General features: G+C 29.9%; 25 protein-coding genes. 12 read left to right on the top strand and 13 right to left on the bottom strand.

The window, feature by feature from the left end; genetic code table 11:
- Window positions 1–79: 79 nt before the first annotated feature.
- The 3 genes from hemB to hemA form a co-directional block, all read right to left on the bottom strand.
- Window positions 80–1,045: a porphobilinogen synthase gene (gene hemB, locus H0I28_RS02580; RefSeq protein WP_218760346.1), complete on the bottom strand. Its 966-nt coding sequence runs from the start codon at window positions 1,043–1,045 to the stop codon at window positions 80–82.
- 129 nt (window positions 1,046–1,174) lie between these two features.
- Entirely contained in the window at window positions 1,175–2,767 is a 1,593-nt protein-coding gene (hemC, locus tag H0I28_RS02575) for a hydroxymethylbilane synthase (protein WP_218760345.1), read from the bottom strand.
- 10 nt (window positions 2,768–2,777) lie between these two features.
- Window positions 2,778–4,013 carry a glutamyl-tRNA reductase gene (gene hemA, locus H0I28_RS02570; protein WP_218733111.1) on the bottom strand — a complete coding sequence of 412 codons (1,236 nt, stop codon included), beginning with the start codon at window positions 4,011–4,013 and terminating at the stop codon, window positions 2,778–2,780.
- A gap of 204 nt (window positions 4,014–4,217) precedes the next feature.
- Between hemA and H0I28_RS02565 the strand changes: the two genes are divergently transcribed.
- From H0I28_RS02565 to H0I28_RS02545, 5 genes are all read left to right on the top strand, one after another.
- Window positions 4,218–5,102 carry an AraC family transcriptional regulator gene (locus H0I28_RS02565; RefSeq protein ID WP_218733110.1) on the top strand — a complete coding sequence of 295 codons (885 nt, stop codon included), beginning with the start codon at window positions 4,218–4,220 and terminating at the stop codon, window positions 5,100–5,102.
- A gap of 48 nt (window positions 5,103–5,150) precedes the next feature.
- A complete protein-coding gene (locus tag H0I28_RS02560; protein ID WP_218760344.1) occupies window positions 5,151–5,666 on the top strand; it encodes a TrmH family RNA methyltransferase in 516 nt (171 codons plus the stop codon).
- Between the two features lie 112 nt (window positions 5,667–5,778).
- Window positions 5,779–6,795, top strand: a complete 1,017-nt coding sequence (hemH, locus tag H0I28_RS02555; protein WP_218760343.1) for a ferrochelatase — start codon at window positions 5,779–5,781, stop codon at window positions 6,793–6,795.
- 339 nt (window positions 6,796–7,134) lie between these two features.
- Window positions 7,135–7,722 carry a CopD family protein gene (locus H0I28_RS02550; RefSeq protein ID WP_218760342.1) on the top strand — a complete coding sequence of 196 codons (588 nt, stop codon included), beginning with the start codon at window positions 7,135–7,137 and terminating at the stop codon, window positions 7,720–7,722.
- A 60-nt stretch (window positions 7,723–7,782) separates the two neighbouring features.
- Window positions 7,783–8,235, top strand: a complete 453-nt coding sequence (locus tag H0I28_RS02545; RefSeq protein WP_218733106.1) for a hypothetical protein — start codon at window positions 7,783–7,785, stop codon at window positions 8,233–8,235.
- Between the two features lies 1 nt (window position 8,236).
- Here H0I28_RS02545 and recR read toward each other — a convergent pair whose 3' ends face one another.
- Entirely contained in the window at window positions 8,237–8,854 is a 618-nt protein-coding gene (recR, locus tag H0I28_RS02540) for a recombination mediator RecR (protein WP_218733105.1), read from the bottom strand.
- Window positions 8,855–9,006: 152 nt separating this feature from the next.
- Between recR and H0I28_RS02535 the strand changes: the two genes are divergently transcribed.
- The 7 genes from H0I28_RS02535 to H0I28_RS02505 all read left to right on the top strand — a co-directional run bounded on the left by H0I28_RS02535 (window position 9,007) and on the right by H0I28_RS02505 (window position 16,765).
- Window positions 9,007–10,437 carry a sodium:solute symporter gene (locus H0I28_RS02535; protein WP_218760341.1) on the top strand — a complete coding sequence of 477 codons (1,431 nt, stop codon included), beginning with the start codon at window positions 9,007–9,009 and terminating at the stop codon, window positions 10,435–10,437.
- Between the two features lie 458 nt (window positions 10,438–10,895).
- Window positions 10,896–12,089 (top strand): retropepsin-like aspartic protease, encoded by a 1,194-nt coding sequence (locus H0I28_RS02530; RefSeq protein WP_218760340.1) that lies wholly within the window; start codon window positions 10,896–10,898, stop codon window positions 12,087–12,089.
- A 135-nt stretch (window positions 12,090–12,224) separates the two neighbouring features.
- Complete coding sequence (locus tag H0I28_RS02525; RefSeq protein WP_218760338.1) at window positions 12,225–13,412, top strand: NAD(P)-dependent oxidoreductase; 1,188 nt, start codon at window positions 12,225–12,227, stop codon at window positions 13,410–13,412.
- A 68-nt stretch (window positions 13,413–13,480) separates the two neighbouring features.
- Window positions 13,481–14,128, top strand: coding sequence for a pyridoxamine 5'-phosphate oxidase (gene pdxH, locus H0I28_RS02520; protein WP_218760336.1), 648 nt, complete (start codon window positions 13,481–13,483; stop codon window positions 14,126–14,128).
- Between the two features lie 34 nt (window positions 14,129–14,162).
- Window positions 14,163–14,651, top strand: coding sequence for a histidine phosphatase family protein (locus H0I28_RS02515; RefSeq protein WP_218733100.1), 489 nt, complete (start codon window positions 14,163–14,165; stop codon window positions 14,649–14,651).
- A 6-nt stretch (window positions 14,652–14,657) separates the two neighbouring features.
- On the top strand, window positions 14,658–15,554 hold the full coding sequence (locus tag H0I28_RS02510) for a Ppx/GppA phosphatase family protein (protein WP_218733099.1): 897 nt from the start codon (window positions 14,658–14,660) through the stop codon (window positions 15,552–15,554).
- Between the two features lie 110 nt (window positions 15,555–15,664).
- Entirely contained in the window at window positions 15,665–16,765 is a 1,101-nt protein-coding gene (locus H0I28_RS02505) for an OmpA family protein (RefSeq protein ID WP_218733098.1), read from the top strand.
- A 126-nt stretch (window positions 16,766–16,891) separates the two neighbouring features.
- On the opposite strand, the gene H0I28_RS02500 is transcribed toward H0I28_RS02505, so the two are convergent.
- From H0I28_RS02500 to H0I28_RS02460, 9 genes are all read right to left on the bottom strand, one after another.
- Entirely contained in the window at window positions 16,892–17,380 is a 489-nt protein-coding gene (locus H0I28_RS02500) for a thioredoxin family protein (RefSeq protein ID WP_218760334.1), read from the bottom strand.
- A 488-nt stretch (window positions 17,381–17,868) separates the two neighbouring features.
- A complete protein-coding gene (locus H0I28_RS02495; RefSeq protein ID WP_218760332.1) occupies window positions 17,869–18,960 on the bottom strand; it encodes an AMP-binding protein in 1,092 nt (363 codons plus the stop codon).
- A complete protein-coding gene (locus H0I28_RS02490) occupies window positions 18,957–19,922 on the bottom strand; it encodes a CPBP family intramembrane glutamic endopeptidase (protein WP_218752690.1) in 966 nt (321 codons plus the stop codon). Before H0I28_RS02490 ends, H0I28_RS02495 begins: the two co-directional genes overlap by 4 nt.
- Window positions 19,923–19,924: 2 nt before the next feature.
- On the bottom strand, window positions 19,925–20,962 hold the full coding sequence (locus H0I28_RS02485) for an o-succinylbenzoate synthase (RefSeq protein WP_218760330.1): 1,038 nt from the start codon (window positions 20,960–20,962) through the stop codon (window positions 19,925–19,927).
- A gap of 104 nt (window positions 20,963–21,066) precedes the next feature.
- Window positions 21,067–21,591, bottom strand: coding sequence for an SRPBCC family protein (locus H0I28_RS02480; protein WP_218760329.1), 525 nt, complete (start codon window positions 21,589–21,591; stop codon window positions 21,067–21,069).
- Between the two features lies 1 nt (window position 21,592).
- Window positions 21,593–22,270 (bottom strand): metal-dependent hydrolase, encoded by a 678-nt coding sequence (locus H0I28_RS02475; RefSeq protein ID WP_218760327.1) that lies wholly within the window; start codon window positions 22,268–22,270, stop codon window positions 21,593–21,595.
- Window positions 22,271–22,297: 27 nt separating this feature from the next.
- The gene (gene menA, locus H0I28_RS02470) at window positions 22,298–23,209 is read right to left on the bottom strand and encodes a 1,4-dihydroxy-2-naphthoate octaprenyltransferase (protein WP_218760326.1); all 912 of its coding nucleotides are present in this window, start codon (window positions 23,207–23,209) and stop codon (window positions 22,298–22,300) included.
- A complete protein-coding gene (locus H0I28_RS02465; protein ID WP_218760325.1) occupies window positions 23,200–24,699 on the bottom strand; it encodes a PH domain-containing protein in 1,500 nt (499 codons plus the stop codon). The genes menA and H0I28_RS02465 overlap by 10 nt, the downstream gene beginning before the upstream one ends.
- Complete coding sequence (locus H0I28_RS02460) at window positions 24,692–25,195, bottom strand: PH domain-containing protein (RefSeq protein WP_254712823.1); 504 nt, start codon at window positions 25,193–25,195, stop codon at window positions 24,692–24,694. Before H0I28_RS02460 ends, H0I28_RS02465 begins: the two co-directional genes overlap by 8 nt.
- Window positions 25,196–25,205 lie beyond the last annotated feature (10 nt).

Below are 25,205 nucleotides of genomic sequence, written 5' to 3'. Positions count from 1 at the left end.
TTTCTGTCATTGCGAACGTAGTGAAGTAATCTACTTATTAATTTAAGAGATTACTTCGTCATTCTTCCTCGTAATGACGTTATTTCTTCAACAATACCTTAGCTGCTTCTTTTGCAAAATACGTAATAATAATATCTGCTCCTGCTCTCTTCATAGACAGTAAGCTTTCCATCATTACTTTTTCGCCATCAATCCAACCTTTTTCTGCAGCAGCTTTTACCATTGCATACTCTCCGCTTACATTGTAACATGCAATCGGACGATCGAAATTATTTTTTAAATCTCTAATAATATCTAAATAAGACAATGCTGGTTTTACCATTAAAACATCTGCACCTTCTTGATCATCAAAAGTTGCTTCTCGCATTCCTTCGTCTCTATTTGCAGGATCCATTTGATAAGTTCTTCGGTCTCCAAAAGTAGGAGCAGAATCTGCAGCATCTCTAAAAGGACCGTAAAAAGCGGATGAATATTTTACAGCATACGCCATAATTGGTAAATCTACAAAACCTGTATTGTCTAAAGACTGACGAATCATATCAATCGTTCCGTCCATCATTCCCGATGGCGCAACCATATCTACACCTGCTTTTGCATGCGAAATAACTTGTTTTGCAATATTTACTAACGTAGCATCATTATCTACATCATTGTCGTGTATAATTCCGCAATGACCGTGAGAAGTATATTCACAAAAACAAACGTCTGTAATTACATATAAACTTGGGTAGTTTTTCTTGATAAAACGAATTGCTTGTTGCATAATTCCGTTATCATTCCAAGTTTCTGTTCCTTCATCATCTTTTGTTGATGGAATTCCGAATAATAAAACGGCAGGAATATTTAATTCGACCACCTCATCTAATTCTTTAGAAATTCTATCTAAAGAAAAACGTTTGATCCCTGGCATAGAAACAATTTCAGTTTCTATATTTTCTCCTTCTTCAATAAAAAGTGGATAAATAAAATCGTCTACAGATACTTTAGTTTCTCTAACTAATCTTCTAATTCCTTCTGTTTTTCTTAATCTACGAGTTCTAAACATAACTTTTACTTATGTCAGGTCGAGCGCAGTCGAGACCTAATTTATAAAAACCTCTCGACTGCGCTCGAGGAGACATTCTTTATTATTTTTAATACCTGTAAAATTAGATCCTTTATAGGAAATACGTCTCTATCTTGAATAATACAAGTTCACCAATTCTAAAAGGCTGTCTACACTTGGCATGTTTGCTACTTCTACTTTTTCAAAATATTTTCTTGCTTCTACCGCTGTAGTTTCTCCAATACAAAAAGCAACTCTATCTGGGTTGTTTTCTTCTAAATAACTTTCAATTCCTGATGGACTGTAAAACAAAACTCCAGAAACTTCATCATCAATTTTTTCTGAACTTAACATCGTTTTGTAAGCCTCTACTTCCGTTACTTGTATTCCTTCAGCTTTTAAAGAAGTTGGTAAAACATCTAACCTTAGATTACTACAAAAATAGGTTACTTTTTTAGTGTCTAATTCTTCTGCTAAATATTCCGCTAATTTCTTAGCATTTTTTGCAGCGTGCGCAACTTTACCTATTCTGTTTTCAATTAGTTTTTTAGTTCTTCTACCTACACAGTAAATGTTCTTAAAATTCATTTCTTCTCTTGTGAAAGAATTTAAAAGTGCTTCTACTCCATTCTGACTTGTGATAATAACGTTTTCTATTTCGTTTTTCATCACCTTAGCAGGAATTCGATTAAAACGGATTTTAATAAAATCGCTATCTTTTACGCCAATGGTTTCAGATACTATTTCTTTTTGAAGCTCAGAAAGTTTCTTTGTAGAAAATATATTTTGTAATGTTTCAACAGCATCTTCTGCGTCTTCTGCCATTAACTCTTTTCCTCCTTTATTAATTACATAATCTGCACAATCTTTAGCCAAATAACGATGGCTTCCCATTTTTGCATTTTTAGTAACTGTAATTTTTTTAGTACCGTCTTTTTTTAATAAAACTCCTTTAAAAACTACTTCTTCGGTTCTTGCATCAATATAAGCCAAAGCTCCAATTGGTGCAGTACAACCACCTTCTAAAAGGTTTAAAAATTCTCTTTCTATACCAACACAAACCTTTGTTTCGTAATGATTTATTTGCTCACAAGCATCTCTTACAAAATCATCTTTTTCTAAACAAGCAACCATAATTGCTCCTTGCGCTGGTGCAGGAACCATCCATGTTAACGGAATTGCTTCTGCATCTCTTAAGCCTAATCTTTCTAAACCTGCAGCAGCAAATATTGCTCCGTTCCAAGTTTCATTATTTTCTAGTTTTTCTAAACGTGTGTTTACATTACCACGTATTCCTTCTACTTTATGAGTTGGGTAACGATCTAACCACATTGCTTTTCTACGGATACTACCCGTTGCAATAACACCATCTGGTTGTCCAAAAAACTCTTCGTTATCTTTTAAAACCAATACATCTATATAATCTGCACGTTTTAAAACAGCAGCTTGTATAATACCCTGAGGTAAAACAGTAGGCACATCTTTTAAAGAGTGTACAGCAATATCAATATCGCCATTTAACATAGCAACATCTAAATTCTTAGTAAAGACACCTGTTATTCCTAATTCATATAAGGGTTTATCTAAAACAATATCTCCAAAAGATTTTATAGGTACTATCTCAGACTCATAGCCCAACTCCTTTAATTCTTTGCGCACTTTATTAGCTTGCCAAAGCGCTAATTGGCTATCGCGAGTTCCTATTTTTATTATTTTCTGCATGGTATTGTGGTTAAGATTTAAAAACCTTATTAATTACTTGTAGGCTTTGTGTAACAGATGTTTCTTCATCTTTTAAATGTTTCACAAATTGGGTGGTTATTTTCTGTATAAAACGTGAAGTTAAGATTTCTGCCTGACTTTCATCAAAACCAGCAATTTTTTTCTTCTGAAAATTAATTTCGTCGTTTGTAATATTTTCTAATGATTTCTTTAAAGCTGCAATTGCAGGCGTAAATCTTCTATGGTTTAGCCATTCATTAAATTCTGCTTTGTGAGTCTCTATAATAGCTTCTGCATACGGTACTTCTTGTTGACGAACCGCTAGAGTTTCATCAGTAATTTTAGAAAGCTCATCTATATTTACTAAAGTAACTCCATTAAAGTCAGTTACATCTTTTGCCACATTTTCTGGCATTGATAAATCTAAAATTAATAAATCTTTATTCTTAGCAATAAGTTCTTTTGTAATGGTAGGTTTATCTGCTCCTGTAGAAACAATTAAAACATCTGCTTTTTCTATTTCATCAGATAAGTTTTCTATTACTGATTTTCTAATAGTAGCATGTTCTTTTACAAATTCTGTTGTTTTCTCTTCCGTTCTATTAATTAGACAAACAGATTTATTTTGCGTGTATTCTGCTAGGTTTTTACAAGTGTATTTCCCCATTTTACCTAAACCAAAAACTAAAATATTTTTAGAATTATAATCTGGTAAATGTTTAATAAGATATTGAATAGCAGCATAAGAAACAGATGTTGTTCCAGAGCTTAACCTTGTTTCATTTTTAACTCTTTTACTTGCTTGCAATACAGAGTTAATTAACCTTTCTGAATACGCATTGGTCGTTTTTAAAGATTTTGCTACTTTATAAGACTGTCTTAATTGTCCTACAATTTCGTAATCTCCTAAAATCTGACTTTCTAAACCGGTACCAATTCTAAATAACTGATGTATTGCTTCTTGGTTTTTATAAACATTAGAAACTTTAGAGAACTCCTGGATGGTTCCTTCAGAAAACTCACACAACAATTCTATTAATTGACATGGTCTTTCTGCAAAACCGCTTATTTCTGTTCTGTTGCAGGTAGAGATAATAAAGACCCCTTTATACCCTCTCTCTTTTGAAAGTTTTAACAACGAAACTTGATTTTCTTTTGATAAAGAAAATTTTCCACGTGTGTTAGCATCCGCTTTTTTGTAACTAACGCCAATATTATAAAAGTGCTCTTGCCTGTGCTCTTGCATATTATTCTAAAAGTTGGACAAAAGTATAAACTTCAATTAGAAAAAAATGTCGCTTAAAGGACTATTTATATCGTTATATGTTTTTTAATTAATTTTTATCCATAAAACACCCTAAAAGCATTACTTTTGCTATGTAATTGAGTTTTTATTTCTTTTTATATAGAATGATTCTAAATAAAAAAAATGAAACTAAAAAGATAAGATATGTTCAAAAATGTCGGAGAAAGTACATTTGAAGAAATTACTTTAGAAAAAGGGTTTTATGTGCTTCATTTTCAGAACGAAAGTAAAGAAGTAGAAAACTTTGAAAGGAAAATAAATAATGCCTTTATACAAATTCACTTTTGTTTAAGAGGGAAATCTAAATTTTTATTTAATAATGGCACCTACTCTTTTGATGTTCTAGACAATAGAGCAATTTTATTATACAATCCGCAAGGAGTTTTACCCATCAATTTAGAGATTCAACCAAAAACAACATTGGTTTCATTGTTAATTTCTATCGAAAAATTTCACTCCTTATTTTCTAAAGAATCAGGTTACATTCCTTTTTTGAGTAATGAAAACAGTAACAAGAAATATTACGATGACACAGAAATAAAACCAACTGTTTCTATTATTTTACAACAAATTATCAATTCTAAAACAAATAACTCTATTAGAGATTTATATGTTAGAGGTAAAGTATACGAATTGTTAAGCATCCATTTTCAGAAAGAAGAAAATCCAGAAGGCGAGTTTTGTCCGTTTTTAGTAGATGAACAGAATGTTTTAAAAATTAGAAAAGCCAAAGAAATTATTATTGCAAGAATGGCAGAACCACCAAGTTTGCAAGAACTAGCAAATGAAATTGGTTTAAACATAAAAAAATTAAAAGAAGGTTTTAAACAAATTTACGGAGATACTGTTTATAGTTTTCTGTTTGATTATAAAATGGAATACGCTAGGAAATTGTTAGAGAGCAATCAATTTAATGTAAATGAAGTTGGTGTAAAAGTTGGTTATAGTACCTCTAGCCATTTTATAGCAGCCTTTAAAAAGAAATTTGGCACAACGCCTAAGAAGTATGTAATGAGCTTAAAAGAGTAAGCAAAAATAAAAGTACATCTTTTTAAAAAACTTTGAAACAAAATTAATTTGGAACAATTAACACATTACGATATAGAAAACAATCAAAAGCAATTTCCGATAACAATTGTTTGTGATGCAATTAGAACACCTGAAAACATAGGAATGTGTTTTAGAATTTCGGAAAGTTTTGGAGTGCAAAAAATTTATTTTCACGAGAATTCACCTTCTACAGAAAATAGAATTGTAAAAAAAACGGCAAGAAATACGGTAAATCAAATTGAACATGACGTTTACAACAATTTTGATGCGCTAATACAGCAATTAAAGCAAGAAGGAAACACCATTATTGGTATAGAAATTACTGATAAAAGTATCGATATTCAAGATTTTAATTTTAAAAATTATGAAAAAATCGTATTACTTTTGGGGAGCGAAAGAAATGGAATTGAAAACATAAATTTACTGGACGAAACAATTGCAATACCAATGTACGGTAGAAACTCTAGTATGAATGTAATACATAGTTTAGCGATTACATTATATGAAGTTACAAATCAGTTGGCAGTAAGCAGTAAGCAGTAAGCAAAAAGCAAAAATAAAATTCTGAAACAAGTTCAGAATAAAAAATAAAATAACAAAAGTCTATTTTTTCAATCTAAAAACTTGAAATTTTAAAACTTTGAAACTTTTTTAAATGAAGGGAATATTACTTAACAATTTAGGATCACCAGACTCTACAGAAACACAAGACGTTAAAAATTATTTAGGAGAATTTTTAATGGATGAACGCGTAATTGACATTCCGTATTGGAAACGTTGGTTACTAATTAACGGAATTATACTACAAACAAGACCCAAAAAAGCAGGTGCCGCTTATAAGAAAATCTGGTGGAAAGAAGGTTCTCCGTTAGTGGTAATATCTCAAAGATTTACAGATAAAGTGATTAAAAAAGTAGACCTACCAGTTGCCTTGGCAATGCGTTATGGTTCTATGACCATGGAAAAAGGGATTAAAGAATTGGTTGATAAAGGGGTTACAGAAATCTTTTTAGCGCCATTATATCCTCATTACGCAATGTCTTCCTACGAAACGGTTGTTGTAAAAGCTGAAGAAATTTTAGCTGAGAAATACCCACAAGTAAAATTAGACGTTTTACCTGCCTTTTATAACGAGCCTGATTATATAAAAGCAATGAGTAATAACATTGCCAATCATTTAGAAGGGTTTGATTACGATCATATTTTATTTTCTTACCATGGAATTCCAGAGCGTCATATCATGAAATCAGACGTTACCAAAAACCACTGTAAAATAGATGGTTCTTGTTGCGAGCGTAACTCTGTTGCACACCACACATGTTACAGACACCAATGTTTTGAAACAACCAAAGAAATTGCGAAAACCTTAAATTTAAAAGAAGGCACATATAGCAATTCTTTTCAATCTCGCTTATTAAAAGACCCTTGGTTAAAACCTTATACCGATTTCGAAATTGAGAAATTTCCTGGCGAAGGTAAAAAGAAATTAGCCGTTGTTACACCAGCTTTTGTTGCAGATTGTTTAGAAACTTTAGAAGAAATTGCCATGGAAGGTAAAGACGAATTCATGAAGTTTGGTGGTACAGATTACAAACACATACCATGTATGAATGACAATGACGATTGGGTAGATGTAATGGTGAAATGGATTAACGATTGGAAGAACAAGTAAAATTATAAGAAGCTATTTCCTGCTTTACATTATATCTTTTTTCTTCTGTTCTCGATACAAATTTGCAAAAAAGCAAATTCACTCAAACTGACAGAAAAAAGGATGCCATTTCAAATGCAAAGCATTCAACGACTCAATAAAAATTTTAAAGTGGAGTTAATCAGGGCTAAACTTGTTTGCAAACAAATAGTGAAACATAAAGCACATTTAAGTTTTCATATTTCATTTCGAAAATAACTTTCTTAATCGATTGAGAAATCTAAAGATAAATAAATTTTAGATCCTCTTAATACTTCTTTCGAGATGACATCGATAAGAATAAATAAAAATTAAAAGATTATGGATTTCCTATACGTAAAAGCACTTCACATTATTTTTGTTGTTACTTGGTTTGCAGGGTTATTTTACATTGTTCGTCTATTTATGTATCACGTAGAAGCAGAAAAAAAACCAGAACCTGCTAAAGAAATTTTACAAACTCAATACAAATTAATGAGCAAAAGATTGTGGTATATAATTACCTGGCCTTCTGCTATTTTAGCAAGTTTTTTTGCTTTCTGGATGTTGTATAAAAATCCTATTTATTTAGAAATGCCTTGGATGCACATAAAACTTACTTTTGTTTTAGCATTATATGTTTATCACGGCTTATGTCATAAAATATACAAACAGCTACAGAATGATGTTATAAAATACACAGCATTCAAATTAAGAATTATAAACGAAGCACCAACAATTATTTTATTTGCAGTAGTCTTTTTAGTAACACTAAAATCTGCCATAAATTGGATTTGGGGCGTTGTAGGTATTATCCTTTTTGGAGTAATATTGATGTTAGGGATTAGACTCTACAAAAAAATAAGAGAAAAAAGATCTTGGGAAAAAGCTGAGAGAGAAGTTTTGGAAAGTGATGATAAAAAAGAATAAGTAAATAAAACTCATTTCAACATAAACTATTTTAAAAATTGATCTCTTTGATTAAAAAATATGAAAAATAAAATTTTAGCATTCTCTATCCTTATCATCTTATTTTCTTGCACTTCTAATGATGACCAACCAGAATTTTATGGATTGGGTGATTTTAGCGGTAATTTTAGAGTTAGACAATTTACCCCTTCAATACAAACATATTGTACAGGTAGTTCTGTTGACGACTCTATTGATTTAATCATTAATTCTGATGACAGCTTTATTCATAGAAAATACAAAAGAGATGCTAATAATAATTGTGTATACTCAGAAACCTTAACCGGTAAATTTACAATAACCCATAGCCGTTATAATAAAATTTGGGGATCTTTTAAATACGACAACTCTGATGTTGAAAACTACTTTAGTCTCAATCCAATTATTGACGGAAAACATCACGAAATTATTTTTGACTTTGAAAATCCTAACACGGAAAATCCTAACCAAATATTTTTTTACAGAATCGATTAAATTACCCTCTTATACTTTGTTCAAACGGAATTCTATTTACAATAGACCTACCTAGAGTAACTTCATCTGCATATTCTAATTCATCACCCACAGAAATTCCTCGTGCAATTGTAGATGTTGTAATCTCAAATTTTTCTATTTGTTTAAAAATATAAAAGTTAGTCGTATCACCCTCCATGGTAGAACTTAAAGCAAAAATCAACTCTTTTACCTCTCCGCTTTCTACTTTTTTAACTAAACTTTCTATTTTTAAATTCTGAGGACCAATTCCTTCAATCGGAGAAATCTTTCCTCCCAAAACATGGTACAATCCATTAAATTGAGACGTACTTTCTATCGCCATAACATCTCTAATATCTTCCACCACACAGACAATCTCCGGCTTTCTTTTTACATTATTGCAAATATCACACAAAGCTGTATCAGAAATATTATGACACTTTTCACAATTCTTTACATCATTTCTTAAATGCAATAAAGCTTCCGATAGAAACTTTGTATTGTCCGAAGGTTGTTTTAATAAATGTAATACCAAACGCAATGCAGTTCTCTTACCAATTCCGGGTAAACGAGACACCTCATTTACGGCGTTTTCTAAAAGTTTTGATGAAAAATCCATAACTGCAAATTTAACTCAATAAAAAGAAAAGATTCAAGAAAAACATTCTTTTATAATTGAAATACTTATCTATTTTCTTTCCCCTAATATCTATTCTCTATTCACTAAAAATCCTATATTGTGCATCATAATTCAACATTCGTAATTACTACATGCAACCACTTTACATACTACTATTAATAGTCGCTTATTTTACCGTATTAATCGGTATTTCTTACCTCACCGGAAAATCTGCAGACAACAAAACCTTTTTTAAAGCAGACAACTCTTCTCCTTGGTATTTAGTTGCCTTTGGTATGATTGGTGCTTCACTTTCTGGAGTTACCTTTATTTCGGTTCCTGGTTGGGTAGAAACAGATTCTATGAGCTATTTTCAAATGGTTTTGGGTTATGTTGTTGGATATGCCATTATTGGTTTGGTATTACTTCCGTTGTATTACAAACTAAATTTAACGTCTATTTACACCTATTTACAAGATCGTTTTGGTAATTATTCTTACAAAACTGGTGCTAGTTTCTTTTTACTTTCTAGAATAGTTGGCGCTGCATTCAGACTCTTTTTAGTGGCAAATGTGTTACAAGCAATTTTATTTGACGCTTACGGAGTTCCGTTTTGGGTAACCGTTTCTATCACAATTCTCTTAATTTGGTTATATACTTTTAAAGGAGGTATCAAAACCATTGTTTGGACGGACACTTTACAAACCTTATTTATGCTAATTGCAGTAGGCGTTTGTATTTACACCATTTCAAACGAAATGAAAATTGACAATCTATTTACCTATGTTGCCGATAGTAAAATGTCTAAAACCTTCTTTTTTGATGATATAAAGGCTGGAAATTATTTCTGGAAACAATTTTTATCTGGTGCATTTATTGCCGTTGTAATGACAGGTTTAGATCAAGATATGATGCAAAAAAACTTAACCTGTAGAAATTTAAAAGATGCTCAGAAAAATATGTTTTGGTTTACCATAGTGTTGGTAATTGTCAACTTTTTCTTTTTAGCTTTAGGTGTTTTATTAACAGATTATGCACAACAAGCAGGAATTGAAGCACACAAAGACGAGCTTTTTCCTATTATTGCAACACAAGGAAACTTAGGTTTGGCTACTGCTCTATTCTTTTTATTGGGTTTAATTGCAGCAGCTTATTCTAGTGCAGATTCTGCGCTAACATCTTTAACTACTTCTTTTAGTATTGATATTTTAGAAATTGATAAAAAGAAGGATAAAAACGAACAAGAAAAAATAAGAAAGAAGATTCATATTATTTTCTCTTTTGTCTTGATTGCAACCATTTTAATCTTTAAATATTTTATTGCAGATGCAAGTGTTATTGCCAAAATATTCACATTTGCAGGCTATACGTACGGACCTTTATTAGGTTTGTATGCTTTTGGAATGTTTACCAAAATAAAGGTAAAAGATAAATTAATACCTGCCATTTGCATAATTGCTCCGATTCTTACATATGTAATTAGTTATTATTCTAAACAAAAACTTGGTTTCGACTTTGGCTTTTTTGTGTTGGTTTTAAATGGCCTTTTAACTTTTATTGGATTGTATTTAGCGAAGAAGTAATTTAGTTTGTTTCTAACTTTGTTTTTAGATAAATTCGCTAACTTCTGATATAATTATTAAAACGAGGATATATCATCAAATAAATGAACCATTTGGTTATAATTTGATACTTAATGAATTTGAAAAGTATAATTTTGAGATAGTATTTCACCCAAAATCACAAGACTGGATAAAAAATGATATCAAAAAAATTCTTAAAACAACAAATGTTAGTATAAAATCGAGTGATTCGTTATTATAACTATAATAACCAATTGCAACACCGTATAAATTTTATTGCGGTTTTAGCTCACTTGCAAAAATTCCTCTTTATATCATCAAAAAAATAGTTTGCATTATTAACACCGCCCCTTTTACGTTACTTTTAGATGCTAAAAAGTTTAATGTTACTATTATTTATCAAAAACAACACAACTTTAAGTATATAAATTATTAAAAACACTAGAATAACAAACCTTATGAACAACAGAATAATAGCCTTTTTTATAATTATCTTATTAAGTAGTTGCGTAACATACAATTATAAAAAACAGGGGTTTGTAACCAAAAAAGAATACGTAAAAGAAATTCCTTTCACCTACGAAAACGGATTTATATTTATACCAGTAACAATTCAAGAAAAAGAGTATAATTTCCTTCTTGATACAGGAGCTGAATTAAACCTAATTGCCCCAACAATATCAAGTGAATTAAATGTAAAACAGCTAAAAAAAGGAACTGTTTCAAATGGTAGTGATTCAGTAAAAAAAGTAGAGAGAGTTCAAATAAACTCAATAAAAATAGCAGGTATTGAATTCAGGGAGACTGTTAGTTTAATTTGGGACGTATCTAAATTTGGAAAATATATTAGATGTAAAAAAATAGACGGTATCATTGGAAATAATTTGATGAGAAAAGCCAATTGGCAAATAGATTATCAAAAACAAACTATTAGAATTACAGATAACAGTGAAAGATTTGAAATATCAAGTAATTCTAAAAAAGTAAAAATGAATTCTGAAGAGGTTGGTAATATTCATTTTAACCTAAAAATAGGTCAAAAATCAAATTATTTTACTTTTGACACTGGGTTTAATGGCTTTATTCAAACAGGAGATACAACTTTATTAAAAAACAATCCGTCAATTACAAAGGTTGGAATAAAAGGTTTTAATTTTACAGGAGCAAAACAAGGAGAGACACACTTTAAAAAGCTAGATAGTTTTCAAATAAACGAACAAGTATTTAAGCGACCTTCTTACCTCTTAATTAAACCAGGAAACTCTTCCCTTTTAGGTAATGACTTTTATGAAAACTACATCATTACAATAGACTGGAAAAATGATTATTTAATTTTAGATAAGACAGAAAAATTAGATTCTATTCTGCCAAATATTTACGAAGTTGGTTTTTTTACAGATTATGAAAATAATACAGTTACAGTAGCTAACATATATGATAAAAGCAAACTGGTTGGAAAAATAAAGCCGAATTCAAAAGTATTAAAAATCAACAATATAGATTTAATTGAATTAAAAATAACAGGTAAATTCTGTGACTTTTGGAAAAAAGAATGGAAAACCTTAATTACCAACGACATTTTAAAAATTGTTATAGAATCTGATGGAATACAACAAACAGTAGAGATAAACAAAATTAAAACACCTTGGTAATATCCTACAAAATTAACTACGGGTTTTAACCTATTTTATAAAGTAGTAAGTTGCCGATTTACTTTCGCCTTTTAGTACTTAAAACAAGTAAAAAATCTTAAAAAACAATAATTCCTGTTTGTATAAATTAATATCATGAAAAAATCAATTTCAATTATTGGCTCCGGACCTTCTGCCCTACTTTTAGCCGCTTTTTTAGATACCAAAAAATTTGATATTACTATTTATGAAAAAAATAAAACAGCAGGAAGAAAACTATTAGTTGCAGGAAAAGGTGGCTTTAATTTGACACATTCAGAACCTATTCTAGATTTTATTGAACGCTATACTCCTAATGATGTTTTAAAAGATGCTTTACTAAGTTTCACCAATGATGATTTTAGAAATTGGTTACAATCCATAGGAATTCCTACGTATATTGGTAGTAGCAAAAGAATTTATCCAGAAGAAGGTATAAAACCAATTACTGTTTTAAATACTATTTTAAATCATTTAAAAGGAAAAGGAATTGTTTTTAAATACGAACATACTTTTTCTGGTTGGGATGCAGAAAATAATTTAATAGTTAATGATGCAATTATTCATTCTGATTATACCACTTTCTCTTTAGGCGGTGCAAGTTGGAAAATTACTGGTTCTGACGGAAGTTGGTTAGAAACGTTTCAAGAAAAAGGTGTAAACACGACTCCGTTTGAAGCTTCCAATTGTGCTTTTAAAATTGATTGGAATCTAGATTTCATCAAAGAAAACGAAGGAAACCCTTTAAAAAACATTGCTATTTCTTGTGCTGACAAAACACAAAAAGGAGAAGCTGTAATTACCAAATTTGGAATAGAAGGAAATGCTATTTACGCATTGAGTCCGCAGATTAGAACACAACTAAAATCCGAAGAAAAAGCAATGATTTACATCGATTTTAAACCTACTTTTTCACTAGAAGAAGTGAGCAATAAAATTGTAAACTCCTCTTTTAAAAATACTACACAAATTTTAAAGAAAGGATTAAAATTAAGCACTTCTCAAATAGAGTTACTTAAAATGCATCTTTCTAAAGAAGCATATCTAGATGCAACAATTTTATCAAAATATATTAAAAAATTTCCTATAGAAATTACAGGCTTAGGAAAGTTAAATGCTGCCATCTCTACGGTTGGTGGAATTGAATTAAATGCAGTAGACACTCATTTTCAGCTACATAAAATTCCAAATCAATTTTGTATTGGAGAAATGTTAAATTGGGATGCTCCAACTGGAGGATATTTAATTCAAGGTTGTGCAAGTTCTGGAGTTTATCTTGCAAAACATATCAATAAAAATCTTTAAAAAGGGGGATTTAGAGTGTTAATACTCTTAAAATATTCTGTATTTTTACTCTATAGAATTTATATATAATGTCTAAAGATTTAAGTAATTACAGAAAATCCTACGAAAAACAAGAACTTTTAGAAAGTACTTGTCCAGAAAATCCTATGGAATTTTTCCAAACTTGGTTTCTAAAAGCCGATACATCAAACATGGTAGATGAAAGTAATGCCATGACTGTATCTTCCATTGGTTTAGATGGTTTTCCTAAAAGCAGAGTTGTTTTATTAAAAAAGTTCACTTGGGAAGGTTTTATTTTTTACACCAATTACAATTCAGAAAAAGGAAAAGCAATTGCAGCCAATAACAATATCTGTTTATCTTTCTTCTGGCCTGCGCTAGAACAACAAATTATTATAAAAGGAAACGCAGAAATATTAGCCGAAAACTTATCTGACGGTTATTTTGAATCTAGACCAGACGGTAGCAAGTTAGGTGCTTGGGCATCTAACCAAAGTGATATAGTTACTTCTAGAGAAGAATTAGATGGTAACCTAAAAACTTTTGAAAACAAATTTAAAGGAAAAGAAATACTAAGACCTAAGCATTGGGGAGGTTATTTGGTAAAACCAATTTCTATAGAATTTTGGCAAGGGAGACCAAATAGAATGCATGACAGAATAAGATATACCTTAGAAGAAGATTTTTCTTGGAAAAAAGAAAGATTAGCACCATAAATTTTTATATTTACAACTCAACAATTAGAATTGAATGAAAACTTTATACATTGTTAGACATGCAAAATCTTCTTGGGAATACTCAGGAATAGAAGATATTGACAGACCTCTAAAAAAACGCGGCATAAAAGACGCACATTTAATGTCTAAATTCTTATCAACAGAAATAGACAGACCAGATGTTTTTGTATCAAGTAGTGCCAATAGAGCATTACATACATCAATTATTTTTTGTGAAAACTTCGAGTTTCCTTTATCAAACCTTCAAGTAAAAAGACAGTTATATAGCTTTAGTGATGGTTATTTGGTAAAAACAGTAAATGCTTTAGATGATGGGTTTAATTCTGCCATCATTTTTAGTCATGATCACGGTATCAATACCTTTGTAAATAAGTTTGGTAACAAACCTATTTCGCATGTATCAACTTGCGGAGTTGTAGGTATTCAGTTCGAAGATAAACATTGGAAAAACATAAAAAAAGGGAAAACGTTTATGATAGAATTCCCTAAGAACCATAAATAAAATAGTTTGTTAGAAATTAAAAAATATGGAGCTATAGACATTGGATCAAATGCAATTAGATTACTAATATCCAACGTTATAGTATCTGACGACAAAGAGCCTCAGTTTAAAAAATCTTCTTTAGTACGTGTTCCTATTCGTTTAGGTGCAGATGCTTTTGTTGGCGGAATTATCTGCGAGAAAAACATCACCAGAATGATTAATGCTATGGAAGCATTTAAATTATTAATGGATGTAAATGGTGTAGAAAGGTATAAAGCCTGTGCAACCTCTGCAATGAGAGAAGCAGAAAACGGTAAGGAAGTTGTTGAAAAAATTTTTAAAGAAACTGGTGTAAAAATTGATATTATTGGTGGTAAAGAAGAAGCCGCTATAATTTCATCTACAGATCTAAATCAATTAATACAAGGTGATAATTCTTACCTTTATGTTGATGTTGGTGGTGGTAGTACAGAGTTTACCATATTTTCTGAAGGTAAGATTCTTACTTCAAAATCTTTTAAAATGGGAACAGTACGTTTGTTAAGTAACAAAAAAGCTGTGAACAAAGAAATGTTTGCCAACGTAGAAAAATGGATAAAGAAAAATACTAAAGATTTAAAGAAAGTATCTTTAATTGGTTCTGGCGGTAACATTAATAAGTTATTTAAAATGTCTGGACGAGCAGAAGGAAAACCTATTTCTTATATTTATCTAAATGCTCAATATCAATTCTTAAAACAAATGACTTATGATGAACGCATTTCTGAGTTAAGTTTAAACCCAGATAGAGCAGATGTTATTATACCAGCAACCAAAATTTACTTGTCTGCTATGAAATGGAGTGGCGCTAGAAAAATTTATGTTCCTAAAATTGGACTTTCTGACGGAATAATTAAAAGCTTATTTTACAATAAGTTGTAATTTTTTTATGATTTCTTTAACATAATTTGTATTTTTGAGTAACGTGATGTGACTTACTAAAAAAGTTTGTGTCATAAAATTGAACTATTAACACAAAATACAAGTTTATTATGAAAAAAATTTTACTAAGTGCTACATTATTAATGTTTGGAGCAGCAGCGTTTGCTCAAGACTTACCACAGAATCCAGAACCAGGAAAGTGTTATGTTCGATGTAAAACTCCAGAAGTTTGGAAAAACGAAGATGTAACGATAGAAGTAGCTCCGGCTTACAAAAAAATTGTTACACATCCTGCAGAATACAACACAATAACAGAAAGAGTTCTAATTAAAGAAGCTGGACAACGTTTAGTTGTTGTACCTGCTGTATGGGAAAACAAAACAGTTAGCTATACTGCCAAAGTAGATGCAAATAAGTTAAGTGTAGTTAATGCTACTTTTAATTCAGATTCTCAAACAATAGAAACAAAAGCTGCTTCTGCTAATTGGGAAATGAGTGAAAAAGCACCTGATTGTGAATCTAGCGACCCTAACGACTGTAGATACTGGTGTTTTGTACCTGTTGCTGCTCAGTATGTAACAGTACCTTTAACTAAATTAGATAAAGACGCAACTACTGTATCTAACAAAGTTCCTGGATATGATAAAACATATACTACTAAAGTAATGGTAACGCCACCAACTACTAAATCTATTGAAATTCCTGCAGAATACGGAAGCATCAATAAAACAGTTTTAGTAAAAGATGCATGGCAAGAAGAAGTTACTGTTGATGCTAAATACAAAACAGTTACTAAAGAAATTTTAGTTAATAAAGGAGGCTTAACAACTTGGAAAGAGGTAGAATGTGAATTAGTAAACAATACAATTTTACCAATTAACTGGAATTTAGGAAGCGCTACTTTAACTTCTACAGCTAAAGGAATTATCGATACAAGATTATTACCTGTTTTAAAAACTGGTGTATCTGTAGCTTTAGAATCTCATACAGACTCTAGAGGTACTAAATCATCTAACCAAGACTTGTCTGAAAGAAGAGCTCAAGCAGTAACTAACTATTTAATTTCTAAAGGTATTAACCCAAGTAAATTAACTGGTAATGGTTACGGTGAAGCTAAATTAACTAACAGATGTGCTGATGGTGTTTCTTGTACAGAAGCGCAACACAGAGCTAATAGAAGAACTACATTTAGAGTGGTGAATGAAAAATAATTTTATTTTTCTAATATAATTTAGAACAACAAAAACCGAAGCAATATGCTTCGGTTTTTTTATGTAATAAAACTATATATAATGAACCTATAACGGAAAGTGTTGTTAAGTTATAAGTATATTTTTTTAATAATTTTCGATAACAGATTGAATAAAAGGATAGTAATAATCGGTAAGAATTAATCCTTTTTTATAGCCGATCATTTTACCTTTATGATTTACAAACACTAACGTAGGAAAAGATCTTATTTTAAATTTTCTCTTTAATTCATTATTTACTTCTAAAGTCTCCGGAGAAATTAAATCTACATTTCTAGGACTATCTGCCTCATACAATACTAAATCTTTATCTGCTATAGCCCTAAATTTTTCTGTATGAAAAAGTTTCTTATCTAAAATAATACAGGGACCACACCAATCTGATCCTGTAAAATAAATAAGTACTGGTTTATTTTCTTTTTTAGACTTCTTTAAAGCATCGTTAAAAGAAGGTTCCCAGTTTATATGAACTGAATCTTCTATATTAACTTCTTGCTTTTCTATTGGGTGTTCTTGTGCTACAATATATGTAATGGAAAAAAAACAAATAGTAAATCCTAAAATAACTTTTTTCATGAATGGTAATTTCATCAAAAATATCAAAAATAATACCATAAAAAAAACTCCCTAGAAAATTCCCCTTAATTAGGCGTTAAAAAAAGATAGTATCTCTCAATTAAAAAAGTAAATCTGGTAAAAACATTAGGGATAAAAAAAGAAAAAGCCGTAATTAGAAAATTACGACCTTAGGTTATTCTTAGAATATAATAAATTCAATCCCCCAATTTAATTATTATGTATTATCGTCAGAATAAATACAAATATATAAAAAATATAAATATTTTTCAAGATAACTGTAACATTTAGTTATTAATTATGGTAAATTCAAAATAATGATAAGAATAATATAATATTATTAAATAGCTAAGAAATTTTGAGCACTATTATATGAATCTTAAATGTATCGAATTATCCTTTTATTATTTCAGAGAGAAAGTTTTCTCTTTCGGATATAATATTACAAAATAATGAAATATTAAAAATGAATGTATAAACCTAGCTTCTTATTTTAATAAACCTAAGGTCTTGACACGTTGAATTTTATTTGTTTCGGTATCTATAAAACTAGCAACAAAATAAATTTCTTTTGGAATCTCGAATTTAGTAAGTGATTTTAATTGCTTTATTTTTAATTTTAAGGCTACTTCTTCATCTAATGAAGCAAATGGTTGTTCTATCATTAAAACAAGCTTCTGCCCTAGCTTATCATCTGATATACCTGCAACAAAAAAACGTTTGCTTATTATTTTCGATAACTTTTCTTCTATTTTTTCTGGATGCAATTTTACTCCTCCTGAGTTTATTACATTATCTAAACGACCTAACCATTCAAATTGATCATCAGAAACTAAATGAATGATATCATTTGTAAAAATCACTTCATTGGAAACCTTTGGCGCTTTAATTACCAGACAGTTTCTAACATCTTTATAGATTTCTACATTTGGTAGTGTTTGATAAAAGTCCTTTTGAAAAGATTCATTACTATTATTGTTTTGTAATGAAGAAAAACTATTCAACCTTTTAACGGCAATATGAGTAATGGTTTCCGTCATCCCGTAAGTTGCAAAAACACTACAATTAGAAGCCTGAATTTTATCTTGTAATTGACTAGAAACTACGCCTCCACCAACAATTAATTTTTTAATTAAATTTAAAGACTTGATAGAATTCTCCAACTGTAACGGAACCATTGCAGAAAAATCATACTGTTTTTTTATCCCACGTAGTGGATAAGAAGATGGTGCTACCATATCTAAATGCCAGCCTAAGGTTAAAGCACGAATCAACATCATTTTACCCGCAATGTATTCTGTAGGCAAACATAATAATGCTGTTGTGTTTTCTTTTAAATCAAAAAAACTACCAGTAGCCAAAGCAGAATTGATCATCTGCTTTTTATGCAATTTTATGTTTTTGGGAACACCTGTAGAACCAGAAGTTTTCACTGTAATAAAAGCATCGGCTGAAAACCAACTTTCTAAAAATGGATATATTTCATTAGAAAAACGAGATGCATACGATAGAATTTCATCTACAGAAGCAAATGAAACCTCATTTAATTGAAAGTTGCTATGAAACTTATCTATTTTCAATCTTCTAAAATTCTATAATTTTCTTTTAAATTAACCGGTTCAGTAATCTTACCAGTTAATTTTTCTTTCCAATTTTTCCATCCATATTTTTTAGAAAAAATAAATAATAGAATTGGATATAAAACCAACACAGGGAAAAACATTTCCCACCCTACAGAAGGTTCTGAGGTATCTACATACAATGCATCCGTTTGAAAAACAGTCCAATTTGTAGTTACAAAAAATGCGGCGACAATATTATTTATAGCATGTAGGCCAATTGCCAATTCGGTTCCTTCGTCCATTAAGGTGGTAATTCCGTAAAAGAATCCTGTTCCAATATAAAAAACCATAGAAATGTAACCTAGTTTCTCTACCTCTGGATTTGCGCCATGTAATAAACCAAAACAAACTGAAGTGATAAATAAAGGCACCCATCTATTTTTAGCTAAAATCCCCAAACCTTGCATAAAGTATCCTCTAAACAATAACTCTTCAAAACTAGTTTGAAAAGGTAAAAACAAAAAAGAAACTGCTATTAAAGTAAAGAAAGGTATCGGTTTAAAATTCCACTCATAACTTTCTGGAGATAGAAAAATACCACTCATAATTACAACGGCAGAAACGATTCCCCAAGTAATAAAGCCAAACCAAAAACGTTTCCAATCTATCGACTTTCTACTGGTAACCAAAGATGTTAAAGTTCTTTTATGAATGTACTTAATTGCTATTAAAAGACTGACCAAGCCAAAAAAGAACATTAGAATCATAAAAAAAAGGAAAAGATTTTTATCGATCTCTAACGTCATAAAATTATTTTGAGCTGCCGCAGTAAACTCTGCTATATCTGCAGAATGCATATAAGCTAAAACTGTTAAAGGCAATACACCTATAATTTGCCAACCAACAAAAACCACCAAGATGGTTAATACCCAATGAAACCATTCATTTTTTCCTTTATATGCTTGTTGTATAAAATTCATATTTATAAATTAAAATCCCAATTTTGAGTTTGATTATAATGCAAAGCTCCATTTTTAACTTCTAACGGACTCGTAAAATTATTTGTAAACAAACCACCTGTTCCTAACCCTTGTGGTAAATTATTTTTTAATGTATGTGTAAATTGCGCAATAGCATTCAAGCCGATATTACTTTCTAATGCAGAAGTTATCCACCAATCAGCATTTATTGCTTCTGCACATTTAATCCATTCTAAACTCCCGGCAAAACCACCAATTAAACTCGGTTTTAAAATGATAAACTGAGGTTGAATTGTTTGTAACATTTGTTTTTTGTCTTCGGATGAAAATATACCTATCAACTCTTCATCCAATGCAATTGGCAAAGGTGTCTTGGCACATAAAACAGCCATTTCTTGAACTTGCCCTTGTTTGATGGGTTGTTCTATAGAATGAATTTCTAATTCTGATAAACGCTTTAATTTTTCTAACGCATTTTTAGGATTAAAAGCACCATTTGCATCTACCCTTAATTCTATTTCTTTGGATGAAAATTCTTTTCGGATGGATTTTAACAATGCTATTTCTGCTTCAAAATCAATAGCACCAATTTTCATTTTGATGCAAGAAAAACCAGATTCTAATTTTTCTTTGATTTGCTTTTTCATAAACGCTTTTTCTCCCATCCAGATAAGTCCATTTATGGCAATAGCTTCATTTCCTTTTGTAAATTCTGATGGAAACAATGTAAACTTATCTTCGCTTTTAAGCGATAAAAAAGCCTGTTCTAGTCCAAATTGTATGGATGGAAATTCACAAAGCTCTTTAAGCAAAAACACCAAACCTTTGTTAATATTTGTACAAGCCCAAATTAGTTTTTCTTCATAATTAACAACATCATCTATACTTAAACCTCTAAACAAACCAGTTTCACCAATACCTGTTTTACCATTTTGCTCTAAAATAATAAACCACGTTTCTTTGGTTCTTAAAATTCCACGTGAAGTTCCACTTGGATTTTTAAAATTGAGGGTATATTTTTTATGAGTAGCGTGTATCAAAAGAATTTATTTTTTATAAAATATTTATATGAATACCATCTTTTTAGTGCTTTACCACAGCCAATAAAATATTTTTAACGGTCTTTTCAACGAAAAAAGAAGAATTAATCTTCTCTTTTATCTTCTACAAAATCTTTAAAATTATCTAAATAAGATTGATCTTGCTCCATGAATGTTCCTTTAAAATAAGGAAAAACACAAGCCATTAAAAAGGTGTCACTTTGGCAACTTGCATTTAAAGTAACGGTGGTAACTCCGTCTTTTTCTGTAAAAATATAATCGTCTTTTTTAAGCATACCCTGTGCATTAAAAAACAAGGTTACTTTTTCATTAGGTACATACGCCAATACCTTTTCGGTCATTGTAATTTCTTGCCCTTGGTTTAAAACCACTATTTTATAGATGCTTCCTATTTTTCCTGGATTTTCATTAACTACCTCAAAAGACTGTACTTCTGGAATCCAGTTATTTACATCCTCCGAATTATTAAAAGCTGTAAAAACCTCGTCTACAGACTTATCTATAGACACTTCTGCCGTATACGTTGTTTCTTTTACAATTAAACCTGTTAGTAAAAAAATCACTATAAAGGTAGAGATGATTATTAATATTACTTTTATTGTTTTCATTTTATAATTTTATATTTCCTCCTATTTCTAATATAACTAATTCTTTATTTTTTGATGAGAATTTAATTTTGGCATCATTTACATCTATTTCAATTGGAGGAAAAGTATCAAAATGACAGCCTATTATTTTGGTACACTCCACTAAATCACTTGCAATAATTGCGTCTTCAACTCCCATTGTAAACGTATCTCCAATAGGAAAAATAGCCGCATCAAGTTTTGTTGTTAAAGGAATTAGTTTCATATCCATGGTAACAGCAGTATCTCCTGCAACATATAAGTTTTTATCTTTAGATGAAATAACAAAACCACCTGGCTCACCGCCATACGTGCCATCTGCAAAAGATGAAGTATGAATTGCATTTACATATTTGGCAGAAAAGTGCTCCGTTTTAAAAGTCCCTCCATGATTTAATGCAGTTACTTCTAAATCTTTTGCACCATAGTACATGGCGATTTCATAGTTAGAAACAATGACTGCTTTTGTTCTTTCTGCAATTACTTCTACATCTAAAACATGGTCTTGATGCGCGTGGGTTAATAAAATAAAATCTGCTTTAAGAGTAGAAATATCTATATGAGAAGCCAATGAATTACCCGAAATAAACGGATCTACTAAAATAATTACTTTATTAATTTCTATAGAAAAACAAGAATGCCCTAAATATTTAATCTTCATATCTTACAATTATAATTGAATTCTAATTTACAATATTTGTCCAATTCCAAAAAGGATTGCAAACAAAAAAGTACTCAATGCTACTTTCTTTAATTCACTATCTAATTCCGAAGGTATCGTGTTGTTTGCAACAGTTTTTACGTTTTTAATTAATGGCACAAAAGCCATCAAGAAAATAAGTTGATAAACAAATTTAAAATCTAAAAAAGTATATATACAAGCAGTAATTAAAGCACCAAAAATCAATGCATAATGGTATTTTTTTGCCTTTAAGATTCCTAACTTTACCACTAGCGTATTTTTATTATTTTTTTGATCCTCTTCCCTATCACGTAAATTATTAAGGTTTAGAACGGCTGTACTTAGCAAGCCAACAGATATTGCGGGTAGAAAAATAGTATAATCCACCTGTTTTGTGTACAAGAAATAACTACCTACTACACTTAACAAACCAAAGAATAGAAAAACAAAAATATCTCCAAAACCACTATAACCATAGGCTGAATTACCAACTGTATATTTTATAGCTGCTGCAATAGAAGCAATTCCTAAGCCTAAAAATAATATTGAATACCCAAAATTTTCTTTTCCGAAAGAAACATAAATTAGCAATAACGCAATTATCAACGTAATAATTGTTGTAATTATCATGGCAGATTTCATTTGTTTCGGAGTAATTGCTCCTGATGAAACCATACGTGCTTCTCCTGTTCTATTTTTATCGGAGCCTTTAATTCCGTCTCCATAATCGTTTGCAAAATTAGACAATACTTGAAAACCAATAGTGGTTAAAATTGCTAACCAAAAAATAGGCGATTCTAAAATTGAAATCTGATTATTTAACTGATCACTCCCTAAAAAACTTCCAACAATAATCCCTGAAACCGATAAAGGTAAGGTTCTTAATCGTGCTGCTTTTACGTAACTTTTTACATCCATAAATCTGTACTACTTTCCACTTTAAATAAAGTATAATTGTAAATTTTTATCGCCTCGCTTTTTTCTATACAAGGAAGTTTAATTTCTCCAGAAGCGGTTTGAAAAACCAAATCTACAACCTTATTTCTTTCTTGAAAAAAAGTTTGCATCATTTTAATATTTTGAACCTTAAAAAACGGTAAATATGTTAAATGAGTGTCAAAAACTCCAGAACCAACAAGCAAAACATCATCGCTTATTTTATAAAATCTTTTATTGAATATTAGATGGACAAAAAGGATAAACAAAGGAACCAATAAAACATTCCCGAAGAAAACCAATCCATCTAAAAAAGTAAGATAAAAAACTCCGTTTAATATCAACAAAAGTATAAAAGACAAAAAATACATTCTCTTTTTTAAATAAACATGCACCTGCTTTTTTTCTAAATCGTCTACTTCAGAAAAACTAAAAAGTATTTCTTTAATCTTACTAACCTGAGCTCTCTTACAACCAACAATTCGTATTAACTTATCCTTTCTTTTTCCACTTACCTTGCCACTAACAGCTTGTTTAAATGTAATAAAGAAAATACCTAGAATCTTTTTTATTGGATTTGTAGAAATAGTAATACTTTGAATTTTATCCTTCTTTAAAATAATAGATTTCTTGGTAAGCAATCCTTGATAAATTTCAAAATTCTGGTCTTTTATAAAAACAGTTAAATTAAAATGAAATAAAAACACTCTCATAAAAGAACTTAAAATGGCTATAAAAACCAGTAAAATAAAGAGCACAATAAATACAAATACGCCTTGATGAAACGAATTACTACTCTTTTCTATGTATTCATTTAGCAAGTAATCTTTTCCAATACCACTAAATAATTGCTCTAATTGCTGATAAAGACCTAATAATAATGCCAGAAAAATAAGCAAACTTTGTAGGTGATTTTCTGTTAAACTAACCTTTAACAATTCTAATAAACTTATTTTTAAAAAAGGTTTTTCAGCAACACTTTCCTCTTTAAGTATGTTAGAATTATAAGATGAAAGTTGACTTTTAAGTGCTTTTGCTTTTTGAAAAGACAATGCTTTTATAGAAATTTCTGTTTTATTAGACCCAGCAGTATCTATATTAACTTCATGAACATTAATAAGTTGCTGAATAATATTTTGCTTAAAATTAATATTCTGAATTCGATCAAAAGAAATGGAAGTATTTGTCTTTTTTAAAATTCCTTGTTTTAAGATAAAATGATTATTTTGAACCTTAAACTGAAAGTTTTCATAAATCAAAAAAGCTCTAATCAGAAAAAATAGGAACAAAAACCCGAGTCCCATGTAGATGTAGAAAAATGTACTCTCATTAAATTCAGAGAACTTTTGAATAAATAGGAATAGCAAAACCCAAAAAGCTTTTAAGACTTTATATAGTAACTTAAGATAAATTACAAGAATTCCTTTTTTAGACTGTTTAGAAAATTGGCTAAAATCAAACGTATTATTCATTGATTTTTTGACTGATAAATTCTTTTATTTGTATAGCTTCTTTTTTGGTAATACCTTTTATTTCTAAATCATCACTACTATCCCCTGCCGTAAAAACACTTAAGGAAGCCAATTTAAAAAACCTAGAAAAAGGACTTTCATCTACTTCTATATGCTGAACTCTAGAAAATGGTACTGTAGTTATTTTTTTGAAAAACAAGCCACTTTTATAAGAAATATCTTTTTGTCTAACCGCATATTTTCTTTTTTTAAATCCGAAGTAAAGTAAAAGTACTGTAAAAATAAAAACGATTATAAAAGCGATATAAATAAGGTAAACATAAGGACTAATTCCTTGAAGAAAATTATAATAACTTGCAAAGTAAAGCCCTAATAAGACAGCAGTAAAAAGTAATAATACATTAAATAAAATGACTTTTAAATAATTCTTATGAATCCGTTTAAAAGCTATCTCAGTAATATTTGGTAAATTAGAAACAAATTCGTTTTCAAACATTTAAATTATT

This window comes from Polaribacter sp. AHE13PA (assembly GCF_019278505.1).
GTDB lineage: Bacteria > Bacteroidota > Bacteroidia > Flavobacteriales > Flavobacteriaceae > Polaribacter.
The sequence above is the reverse complement of the archived record's forward strand: the minus strand, read 5'-3'. Positions and strand labels throughout refer to the sequence as shown.

Excerpts from the sequence above, each read along its gene's own strand:
- H0I28_RS02545 (WP_218733106.1), top strand. The coding sequence starts at position 7,783 with ATGAAAAATAAAATTTTAGCATTCTCTATCCTTATCATCTTATTTTCT.
- H0I28_RS02490 (WP_218752690.1), bottom strand. The coding sequence starts at position 19,922 with ATGAATTTTATACAACAAGCATATAAAGGAAAAAATGAATGGTTTCAT.
- H0I28_RS02460 (WP_254712823.1), bottom strand. The coding sequence starts at position 25,195 with ATGTTTGAAAACGAATTTGTTTCTAATTTACCAAATATTACTGAGATA.
- H0I28_RS02465 (WP_218760325.1), bottom strand. The coding sequence starts at position 24,699 with ATGAATAATACGTTTGATTTTAGCCAATTTTCTAAACAGTCTAAAAAA.
- recR (WP_218733105.1), bottom strand. The coding sequence starts at position 8,854 with ATGGATTTTTCATCAAAACTTTTAGAAAACGCCGTAAATGAGGTGTCT.
- H0I28_RS02480 (WP_218760329.1), bottom strand. The coding sequence starts at position 21,591 with ATGAAAACAATAAAAGTAATATTAATAATCATCTCTACCTTTATAGTG.
- H0I28_RS02475 (WP_218760327.1), bottom strand. The coding sequence starts at position 22,270 with ATGAAGATTAAATATTTAGGGCATTCTTGTTTTTCTATAGAAATTAAT.
- H0I28_RS02550 (WP_218760342.1), top strand. The coding sequence starts at position 7,135 with ATGGATTTCCTATACGTAAAAGCACTTCACATTATTTTTGTTGTTACT.
- H0I28_RS02535 (WP_218760341.1), top strand. The coding sequence starts at position 9,007 with ATGCAACCACTTTACATACTACTATTAATAGTCGCTTATTTTACCGTA.
- hemA (WP_218733111.1), bottom strand. The coding sequence starts at position 4,013 with ATGCAAGAGCACAGGCAAGAGCACTTTTATAATATTGGCGTTAGTTAC.
- H0I28_RS02530 (WP_218760340.1), top strand. The coding sequence starts at position 10,896 with ATGAACAACAGAATAATAGCCTTTTTTATAATTATCTTATTAAGTAGT.
- H0I28_RS02565 (WP_218733110.1), top strand. The coding sequence starts at position 4,218 with ATGTTCAAAAATGTCGGAGAAAGTACATTTGAAGAAATTACTTTAGAA.
- hemB (WP_218760346.1), bottom strand. The coding sequence starts at position 1,045 with ATGTTTAGAACTCGTAGATTAAGAAAAACAGAAGGAATTAGAAGATTA.
- hemH (WP_218760343.1), top strand. The coding sequence starts at position 5,779 with ATGAAGGGAATATTACTTAACAATTTAGGATCACCAGACTCTACAGAA.
- H0I28_RS02500 (WP_218760334.1), bottom strand. The coding sequence starts at position 17,380 with ATGAAAAAAGTTATTTTAGGATTTACTATTTGTTTTTTTTCCATTACA.
- hemC (WP_218760345.1), bottom strand. The coding sequence starts at position 2,767 with ATGCAGAAAATAATAAAAATAGGAACTCGCGATAGCCAATTAGCGCTT.
- H0I28_RS02515 (WP_218733100.1), top strand. The coding sequence starts at position 14,163 with ATGAAAACTTTATACATTGTTAGACATGCAAAATCTTCTTGGGAATAC.
- pdxH (WP_218760336.1), top strand. The coding sequence starts at position 13,481 with ATGTCTAAAGATTTAAGTAATTACAGAAAATCCTACGAAAAACAAGAA.
- H0I28_RS02525 (WP_218760338.1), top strand. The coding sequence starts at position 12,225 with ATGAAAAAATCAATTTCAATTATTGGCTCCGGACCTTCTGCCCTACTT.
- menA (WP_218760326.1), bottom strand. The coding sequence starts at position 23,209 with ATGGATGTAAAAAGTTACGTAAAAGCAGCACGATTAAGAACCTTACCT.
- H0I28_RS02505 (WP_218733098.1), top strand. The coding sequence starts at position 15,665 with ATGAAAAAAATTTTACTAAGTGCTACATTATTAATGTTTGGAGCAGCA.